Annotated in this window: 8 protein-coding genes; all 8 read right to left on the reverse strand. The window is 70.3% G+C overall.

The window, feature by feature from the left end; genetic code table 11:
• Window positions 1-83: 83 nt before the first annotated feature.
• The 8 genes from C5E07_RS13715 to C5E07_RS13750 are packed head-to-tail and all read right to left on the reverse strand — an operon-like array spanning window position 84 to window position 7919.
• Window positions 84-1298, reverse strand: coding sequence for an acetyl-CoA C-acetyltransferase (locus C5E07_RS13715; RefSeq protein WP_104299952.1), 1215 nt, complete (start codon window positions 1296-1298; stop codon window positions 84-86).
• The gene (locus C5E07_RS13720) at window positions 1295-1951 is read right to left on the reverse strand and encodes a CoA transferase subunit B (protein WP_104239807.1); all 657 of its coding nucleotides are present in this window, start codon (window positions 1949-1951) and stop codon (window positions 1295-1297) included. The genes C5E07_RS13715 and C5E07_RS13720 overlap by 4 nt, the downstream gene beginning before the upstream one ends.
• Window positions 1951-2766, reverse strand: coding sequence for a CoA transferase subunit A (locus tag C5E07_RS13725; RefSeq protein ID WP_104239808.1), 816 nt, complete (start codon window positions 2764-2766; stop codon window positions 1951-1953). The genes C5E07_RS13720 and C5E07_RS13725 overlap by 1 nt, the downstream gene beginning before the upstream one ends.
• Window positions 2759-4024 (reverse strand): 4-carboxymuconolactone decarboxylase, encoded by a 1266-nt coding sequence (gene pcaC, locus C5E07_RS19935; protein ID WP_104299954.1) that lies wholly within the window; start codon window positions 4022-4024, stop codon window positions 2759-2761. Before pcaC ends, C5E07_RS13725 begins: the two co-directional genes overlap by 8 nt.
• Window positions 4021-5232 (reverse strand): lyase family protein, encoded by a 1212-nt coding sequence (locus C5E07_RS13735; RefSeq protein ID WP_146080602.1) that lies wholly within the window; start codon window positions 5230-5232, stop codon window positions 4021-4023. Before C5E07_RS13735 ends, pcaC begins: the two co-directional genes overlap by 4 nt.
• A 2-nt stretch (window positions 5233-5234) precedes the next feature.
• Window positions 5235-5822: a protocatechuate 3,4-dioxygenase subunit alpha gene (pcaG, locus tag C5E07_RS13740; protein ID WP_104299958.1), complete on the reverse strand. Its 588-nt coding sequence runs from the start codon at window positions 5820-5822 to the stop codon at window positions 5235-5237.
• A complete protein-coding gene (pcaH, locus tag C5E07_RS13745) occupies window positions 5815-6618 on the reverse strand; it encodes a protocatechuate 3,4-dioxygenase subunit beta (RefSeq protein ID WP_104299960.1) in 804 nt (267 codons plus the stop codon). The genes pcaG and pcaH overlap by 8 nt, the downstream gene beginning before the upstream one ends.
• Window positions 6615-7919, reverse strand: a complete 1305-nt coding sequence (locus tag C5E07_RS13750) for a 4-hydroxybenzoate 3-monooxygenase (protein ID WP_219820085.1) — start codon at window positions 7917-7919, stop codon at window positions 6615-6617. The genes pcaH and C5E07_RS13750 overlap by 4 nt, the downstream gene beginning before the upstream one ends.
• Between the last annotated feature and the right edge of the window lie 956 nt (window positions 7920-8875).

The raw sequence follows: 8875 nt of genomic DNA on the forward strand, positions 1-8875 counted from the left end.
ATCCCGAAACAAAAGTGGGTGGGCCCCGCAGCCCCGGCGCCCCGCCGCAGCCCCGTGACGAACCCCGCGCCCCGCCGCGCGCCCTACACGCGCTCGAAGACGGCGGCGAGCGCTTGGCCTCCGCCGATGCACATGGTCTCGAGGGCGAGGCTGGCGTCCAGGGCCGGCAGCTCGTTCGCGAGTGTCGCGAGCATGCGGATTCCGGTGGCGCCGATGGGGTGGCCGATGGAGATGCCAGAGCCGCGCGGGTTGAGGCGCGGGTCTTCGGCGTCGATGCCCCAGTCGGCGAGGCACGCGAGCACCTGCACGGCGAAGGCCTCGTTGAGCTCGATCACGTCGAGGTCCGCCAGGCCGATGCCTGCGCGCGACAGCGCAAGGGAGGTCGCCGGCACTGGTGCGACGCCGAAGAGGCGCGGGTCGTTGCCCGCTACCGCCCACGAAACCAGCCGAACCGAAGGCGTGAGGCCAAGCGCAGCCGCCCGCTCTGGGGTCGTTACGATGCAGGCGGCGGCCGCGTCGTTCTGCCCGCTCGAGTTGCCGGCCGTGACGGTGGATGCCGGGTCCTTCTTTCCGAGGATCGGCCGGAGGCGGGCGAGGGCCTCGAGCGACGAGTCGGCGCGCGGATGCTCGTCCCGGTCGACGAGCACGTCGCCCTTCCGGCCTGGCACGGTGACGGGCACGAGCTCGGCGTCGAACGCGCCCGATTCCTGCGCGGCGACGGCGCGCTGGTGCGACTGCAGGGCGAAGCGGTCCTGCGCCTCACGGCTGATGCCGTACTCGGAACGCAGCAGCTCGGCGCTGCCCACGTTGCCGTCGGGGCTCGGGTAGTTGACGCCGCCGACGGTCTCCCGGCCGCGGGCGAGGGCATCGTGGAGCATGAGGCCGGCGGGCGGGGTGCCGCGGCGTCCCTGCTCCGTATAGAGGGGAGCGTTCGACATCGATTCGGCGCCGAGGGCGACGACCACGTCGGCGACCCCCGTCTGCACTTCCATCGCGGCGTTCATGACGGCCTGCAGCCCCGAGCCGCAGCGGCGGTCGAGCTGGTACCCCGTCGTGGTGATGGGGAAGCCCGCATCCAGTGCCGCGACCCGCCCGAAGGCCGGCGACTCCATGGAGGGGTACCCCTGCGCGCCGATGACGGAGTCGACGGCGGTGACGTCGAGCCCGCTGCGCGCGACGAGCGCCTCGAGGACGGCGACGCCGAGCGCCCGCGCGTCGAGCGGCGCGAGCGATCCGCCGAGCCGCCCGACGGGCGTGCGGAGCGGTGAGCAGATGACGACCTCGCGGAGCTCGGTCATGCCGAGACCTCCTGCAGGGAATCGGCGACCGTGAAGGCGGCCCCGGTTGCGTCCCGAACCTCGTCGACCGTCACGCCGGGCGCGAGCTCGACGAGCACGAGCCCGGAGTCCGTCACGTCGAGGACGGCCAGGTCGGTGATGATGCGGTCGATGCAGCCCTTGCCGGTGAGGGGCAGGGTGCACTGCTCGACGATCTTCGGCGAGCCGTCCTTCGCGACGTGCTCCATGACGACGAGCACGTGCTCGGCGCCGTTGACGAGGTCCATGGCTCCGCCCATGCCCTTGACCATCTTGCCGGGCACGGCCCAGTTGGCGATGTCGCCCTGTGCGGAGACCTGCATGGCGCCGAGGACGGCGTTGGTGACGCGGCCGCCGCGGATCATGCCGAAGCTCGCAGCCGAGTCGAAGAAGGACGCGCCGGGCAGCACGGTGACGGTCTCCTTGCCGGCGTTGATGAGTTTCGGGTCTGCCTCACCCTCCCACGGGTACGGGCCGACGCCGAGGATGCCGTTCTCGGAGTGCAGCACCACCTCGATGCCGTCGTCGATGTAGTTCGGGATGAGCGTCGGCAGTCCGATGCCGAGGTTCACGTACGAGCCGTCCTTGAGCTCCTTGGCGGCGCGGGCGGCCATCTCGTTCCTGGTCAGCGGCATCAGGCGTGTCCCCTCGAGTCGGTGGATGCGGTCGTTGCGGCGGTTTCGCGCGGCCGGACGGTGGTCTTCTCGATGGGCAGCTCACCGGACTGCTCCGGCGTGAGCACCACGACCCGGTCGACGTAGATGCCGGGCAGGTGGATCTCGTCGGGGTCGAGCTCGCCTGGCTCGACGAGTCGGTCGACTTCGGCGATCGTGATGCGCCCGGCCATACCGGCGAGGGGGTTGAAGTTGCGGGTCGACTTCTCGAAGCGCAGGTTGCCGTGGCGGTCGCCGACGGCGGCGCGCACGAGCCCGAAGTCGGTGCTGATGGCGGTCTCGAGCACGTACTCCTTCGCGGCCCCGAACACGTCGAAGGGGCGCTGCTCCTTGGGGTCGCTCACGAGGCCGACGGTGCCGTCGGGGTTGTAGCGGATGGGCATCCCACCCTCGGAGACCATGGTGCCGGCCCCGGTCGCCGTGTAGAAGGCGGGGACCCCGACGCCGCCAGCGCGCAGGCGCTCGGCGAGGGTGCCCTGCGGGGTGAGCTCGACCTCGATCTCGCCGGACAGGTACTGGCGCGCGAACTCCTTGTTCTCGCCGATGTAGCTCGCGATGACGCGGCGGATGCGCCCTTCGGAGAGCAGCTCGCCGAGGCCCCAGCCGTCGACGCCGCAGTTGTTGGAGACGACCTCGAGGCCGTCGACGCCGAGCGCCTGGATGGCGCGGATGAGGGTGATGGGCACGCCGGAGAGGCCGAATCCCCCGACCGCGAGCGATGCACCCGCCGGGATGTCGGCGACGGCGTCAGCCGCCGAGGCGTAGGTCTTATCCACGTTCTGCTCCTTCGTTGGGGCTGGATTCTGGGGTCTCTGCGGTGTCCGCGGTGCCGTCGGCACCGGCGGCGTCGAGGTCCGCGAAGACCCCCTTGGCGATGCCGAGGGCCCCGTTGGCGGGAGGCAGCCCGGCGTAGAGCGCGGTGTGCAGGATGACTTCGGCGATCTCGGCGCGCGTGAGGCCGTTGGTGAGGGCGGCGCGCACGTGCATCCGGATCTCTGCCTCGTGCGATCCGGTGACGAGGCTCGCGAGCGTCGCGATGGACCGCTCGCGGCGGGACAGCTCGTCGCGCGCCCAGATCTCGCCCCACGCGTAGCGGGTGATGAAGTCCTGGAACGGTGCGGTCTCTGCGGTCGTTCCGGCGACGGCGCGGTCGACGTGCGCGTCGCCGAGCACCTCGCGGCGCACGCGCATGCCCTGCTCGTGCGCGCTCGTCGCACCGGGCTGCGCCGGCGAGACGGATGCGCGCAGGTGCGTCGTGAGGAGGCGGGCCGCGGCGTCCGGGTCTTCGAGCGCGGCGAGGTGGGCGGTGCCGGCGATGGTCGAGTGGTAGCCGTTCGGGATGCGCTCGGTGAGCGTCTGCATGGCTTCCGGCGTCGTGACGGCGTCGTGTTCGCCGCTCACGACGAGCACGGGTGCGCGCAGCGAGCCGAGCGATGCGGTGCGGTCGAAGGCGGCGAGCGCCTCGTTGCAGCGCGCGTACGACTCGTCGTCGATGTCGATGAGCGTCGAGAGGGATCGCGCGGCCGGAGAGAGCGGGTGCTGCTCGAGGAAGCCGGGCGCGAACCACCGTTCGGCGCTGCCCGTGACGAGCGACGCGGTTCCGGATGCGCGCACCGCGGCGGCCCGCTGCTCCCATCCCTCGGTGGTGCCGATCTTCGAGTCGGTGCAGAAGAGCGCGAGGCTCTTGACGCGCTCGGGGTGCGCGAGGGCCAGCTCGAGGGCGATGGCGCCGCCGAGGGAGAGACCTGCGAGGTGGAATGCGCCGCCGCCGGCTTCCTCGACGACCCCGAGGACTGCATCCGCGAGCTCGGCGATCGTGAATGGCTCGGTGACGGCGGGGCTGGAGCCGTGGCCGGGGAGGTCGACGCGCAGGATGCGGAGCGTGCTGCCGGGTGTCGAGGCGCGCAGAGCTTCGACGGTGCCGTCCCAGAGCGCCATGGTGGTGCCGAGCGATGGGAGCAGCACCAGCAGTTCGTTCTGGGCCGCGGGCTGCGTGCCGGGGGCGAAGGCGCCCTTGAGCCGTGGGATCGTCATGCCGTCTCCTCGCTGTTCGTGCTGTCGTCTGCGTCGCTGTCGCTGTCCGCGTCGGTGTCGGTGTCGCTATCGCGATCCTGGCTGGCGTCCTGGTAGAGGAACCGGCTGATTGCGGCGTTGACGACGCGGTTCGCGGCCTGCAGCGTGACCTGGTCGGCGCCCGCGACGGCGGAGTCGGCGAGGTGGTGCCGCGCCGTCTCACGCTCGACGGTGACGCGGTCGAGGGATGCGGCGAGGCGTCGGGCAGACACGCTGGCGAGCTCGAGGAGGCGGCGCAGCGCATCCCATTCGGCGTGCCATTCGCCGGCCGGTCGTTCGTCCTGGGAGATGGCGGCGGAGGCAACGGTCGCGAGGAGGCCGGGCGCCTGGAGGGCGTTCGAGACGACGACGATGGGGGCGACGGGGTTCTGCTTGTGGGGCATCGCCGAGGAGGCCCCGCCGCCGGCGAGCGACAGTTCGCCGACGCGTTCGCCGGAGGAGGTGACGAGGTCGCGTCCGATGCGCCCGAGGGCTGTGCACACGGCAGTCGCGGCGCTCGCGACGGCGAGCACCGGGGTGCGCTCGGCGTGCCAGGAGCGGCGGGGGTCGTCGAGGCCGAGGCCCGCCGCGAGGTGCGCCCGCAGGATGCTCGTGGTCTGCGCGCCGGACCCGAGCCGGTCGGCTGCCTCGCCGGTGCCGACGGCGCCGCCGAACTGCACGGGGTAGTCGAGGGCGTCGATGGCCGCGATGGCGGAGGTGACGCCGTCGAGCCAGCCCGCGAACTGCACGCCGAGTGTGCTCGCGGCGGCCTGCCGGCCGAGCGTGTAGGCGACGCGGGGCGAGCGGCGTTCGGCGTCGGCGAGGCCCTGGAGGCGGGTGCCGGTCGCGGCGAGGTCGGCGCGTACAGCGGCGAGCGCGTCGCGCGCGTGCAGCATGCTGGCGGAGTCGACGATGTCCTGGCTCGTCGCACCCGCGTGCAGGCGTGGGGCCTCGACGCCGGCGGTGGCGAGCGAGGCGCGCAGCTGGCGCACGAGCTCCGGAACCATCACGCCGTCCGACTCGAAGCCGTCGCGCAGCCCGTCGGCATCGAGGTCGGCGGTCTCGACGGCACGTGCGGATGCGGTGGCGTCCTTCGTCTCGAGCGCCGCCCACGCGAGCAGCAGCTCGGCTTCGACGCGGAGCATGCCATGCACGAGTGCGCCCTGCTCGTCCCCACCTTCCCGGCGCACGGTCACAGCTCCTGGCCGAAATCGAAGAAGACCGTCTCGCCGTCGCCCTGGAGGCGGATGTCGAAGCGGTAGCTGCCGGGCGCATCCGGTGTCGCGATGAGGGTGGCGCGGCGCTCGGGGGCCAGTCCGGCGAGCACGGCGTCTGTCTCGTTCTCGGCGGGCTGGTCGCCGAAGTAGGCGCGCGTGAAGAGGTGGTGGAGGAGGCCCCGCGCGAAGATCGTGACGAGCAGGTAGGGGGCGGCTCCCGCATCCCGTCGCCCTGGCTTGATGGTCGTGAACGAGTAGTGGCCGTCGCGGTCGGCTGGTGCGCGGCCGAAGCCCGTGAACGTGTAGCCGTCGCGTTCGAGGCTGCCGCGCTGCGCGACCGGCTGGCCGTCGGCGTCGAGCCCCCACAGCTCGAGGATCGCATCGGGTACCGTCTCGCCCGCACCGTCGGTGACGGTGCCGTGGAGGCGGATCGCGTCGGGTCGCCAGGGGGCGGCGATCTCGCCGCCGCGCTCGTAGGGCAGGGCGTAGCCGTAGAAGGGCCCGACGGTCTGGGACGGCGTCTGGCCGAGCGGTGCCGCCTCGGTGGTGGTGGGTTCAGGCATGGTCGGTGTCCTCCGGTTCCATCCACGTGGACTTCGAGCCGGTGAGCACGATGTCCCACTTGTAGCCGATCGCCCACTCGTGCTCGCTGACATCGTGGTCGTAGTTCGCGACGAGTCTTGCGCGTGCGGCTGGGTCGACGATGGACTGGTAGATGGGGTCGAGCGCGAAGAGCGGGTCGCCGGGGAAGTACATCTGCGTGATGAGGCGCTGCGTGAACTGCGTGCCGAACAGCGAGAAGTGGATGTGCGCGGGGCGCCACGCGTTGCGGTGGTTCTTCCACGGGTAGGCGCCCGGCTTGATGGTGGTGAGCCGGTACTCGCCGTCGTCGCCCGTGATGATGCGGCCGACGCCCGTGAAGTTCGGGTCGAGGGGGGCGGGGTGCTGGTCGCGCTTGTGCACGTAGCGTCCGGCGGCGTTGGCCTGCCAGATCTCGACAAGCTGGCCACGCACGGGGCGGCCTTCACCGTCGAGGATGCGGCCGGAGACGATGATGCGCTCGCCGATGGGTTCGCCGTTGTGCTGGATCGTGAGGTCGGATTCTTCGGCGGCGACGTCGGTGTGTCCGAACGCGGGAGAGACGAGTTCGATCTCCTCGGGGTCGGCGCGCACGAGTGCGTGCGTGGGGTGGCGCAGCGCGACGGATCGGTAGGGCGCAAAGTCGCGCAGCGGGTGGCTGCGGGTGTCGTCGGCGTGCGCGGTGTGCATGTCGGCGATCTGCTGCGAAATGTGCGCCTGGGTGACCAGCGAGTCGACGGGGCCGTCGAGCTGCTCCGGCTGTTCCTGCGGGGCGCTCATCGTGCATCCACGAACGGGAGGCCGGCGTACTGCTCAGCGAGGCTGACCTGGGCGGCGTGCGAGGAGGTGACGTAGCGGATCTGCCCGAGCTGGCGTTGGAAGTCGAAGGCGCTCTGCTCGGCGGATCCGTCGGCGGGGTGCACGTGGAGCATGTCGGTCATCCACTGCGAGAAGTGCTGCACCTTCCACTGCCGGTCGAGCGCTTTGTCGCTGTACTGCTCGAGACCGGTGTCGTCGCCCGCGTAGTGGGCTTGGAGGGCTTCGGCGAGCAGGGCGACGTCGGCGATGGCCGAGTTGAGGCCTTTCGCGCCGGTCGGGGGCACGATGTGGCCGGCGTCGCCGACGAGGTAGAGGCGGCCGTAGTTGAGGGTGGAGACGACGAAGCTGCGCATGGGCAGGATCGATTTCTCGGTGATGGGGCCTTCGGTGAGGGTCCAGCCTTCGGTGCCGAGGCGCGTCTGGAGGGCTTCCCAGATGCGCTCGTCGCTCCAGTTGGCGATGTCGTCGTCGGGGCTGACCTGCAGGTAGAGGCGCGAGACGGTGGTGGAGCGCATGGAGTGCATGGCGAAGCCGTCGCGGTGGAGCGCGTAGATGAGGTCGTCGGTGGAGGGGGCGACGTCGGCGAGGATGCCGAGCCACGCGAAGTCGTAGACGCGCTCGGCGACCTCGAGGGTGCCCTCGGGGAAAGCCTGGCGGCAGACGCCGTGGTAGCCGTCGGCGCCGATGATGTAGTCGCAGTCGAGGGTGATGCGCTCCCCGTTCGGGGACGTGTAGGCGACGGATGCGCGTTCCCCGTCGATCTGCGTTGCGTCGGTTTGCGCCGATTCGAACTTCGTTGATTCGATCTGGGTCGGCTGAACGTCGGTGGCTTCGAAGATGAGCTGCGAGCCGAGCCGCTCGTGTTCGGCGACGAGGTGGTGGACGAGCGCCTGCTGGCCGTAGACGGTGACGGTGCGGCCGGTGAGCTCGGCGAAGTCGATGTGGTGGCGTTCGCCCTCGTGCTGCAGGTAGATGCCGTGGTGGGTGAGGCCGTTGGCCTTGAGGTCGGCGTCGAGGCCGTACTTCCCGAGGAGGTCGACGGAATCCTGTTCGAGCACGCCGGCGCGGATGCGCCCAAGCACATAGTCCTTGTCGCGCGCCTCGAGAATGCGGTAGTCGATCCCCGCCTGGCCGAGGATGTGGCCGAGCAGCAGGCCAGCCGGCCCGGCTCCGATGATCGCCACCTGCGTGGACTGGCGCATGCCCGTCGCGGTGCTCTCGCCTGCCTCGGCGCTCTGGCCGTGGCTCTCGTCGTTCGTCATCGAACGCCTCTCGTCGTTGGGAAGGATGAGACGAGTGTGCGGGGCGGGCGGATGCAGTGGGCGGGTGCTTCCGCTGAGTGGAAGGTTCGGAAGTCGTGGGGCGCCCGGGCCGCGAAGTCTGCGAGGCCCGCTCGACGGCTCAGCACTGTCGCAAAACCGACGGCGGCTACATGAGTCCGTTGATGAAGTTGTGACACATGGTTTTGAGAACCGCGCGACTTAGACTCACGCGCGACCTGGGCCGGGCCCCACCTCGGAGGTGAGACGTCTCGTAACCCTAGGGTTTTGCGGCTGCGAAAGACGCACGTTCGGTGCGTCAGTGAGTTGGGTGCCGGAGGCGGTAGCCCGTGCTGCGCTCGAATCGCGGACTGCTTCACCTGCTACGTTTCGCGCATGGGAACGAATGGCGAGCACAGTGTGTTGACCAGCTCGGACTTGCCAAAACTTCACACGGTGAATCCGGGCACTGTGTTCACCAGCTCCGATGGCCGGGTATGGCAAGCGGGGCCGGGTAAGTGGGAGCTCCGAGCAACGGGTGCGGGTTCCGGGTTCGCTAGGAACAGGCGACGCGCTCATGTGCTGTACGGGGTCACGATTGTCTACCTGGTTGTCCTCATCTTCACTGCACCCCTAATCGACGACTACTGGGGGCGAGTCTTCTTCAGCTCGACCTTCGTAATCCCCTTAGCGTGCGGGTTCTGGTTCAGCCGTCGAGCGTCAAAGTCCGGGCGCGACGACTAGACACAGCCAAGTGTGACCATCCTTGGTCGTGGCCGTCGGCATCTGGGGAGTGAGGGCGACGTGCGGATGGAATCGATGTCGCACAGCGAGTCGTTGCTCTCCGGTGAGACATCTCAAAACCCATGGGTGGTGTCAGCCGGTCGTCGCAACACCTGGTCTTGGTGGGTTCGAGAGTAGCTCTTCGAGGGCGCCTGCAGGGGTTCTGCCGCCGAGGG

Source organism: Pseudoclavibacter sp. RFBJ3 (genome assembly GCF_002931375.1).
Classification (GTDB): Bacteria; Actinomycetota; Actinomycetes; order Actinomycetales; family Microbacteriaceae; genus Pseudoclavibacter.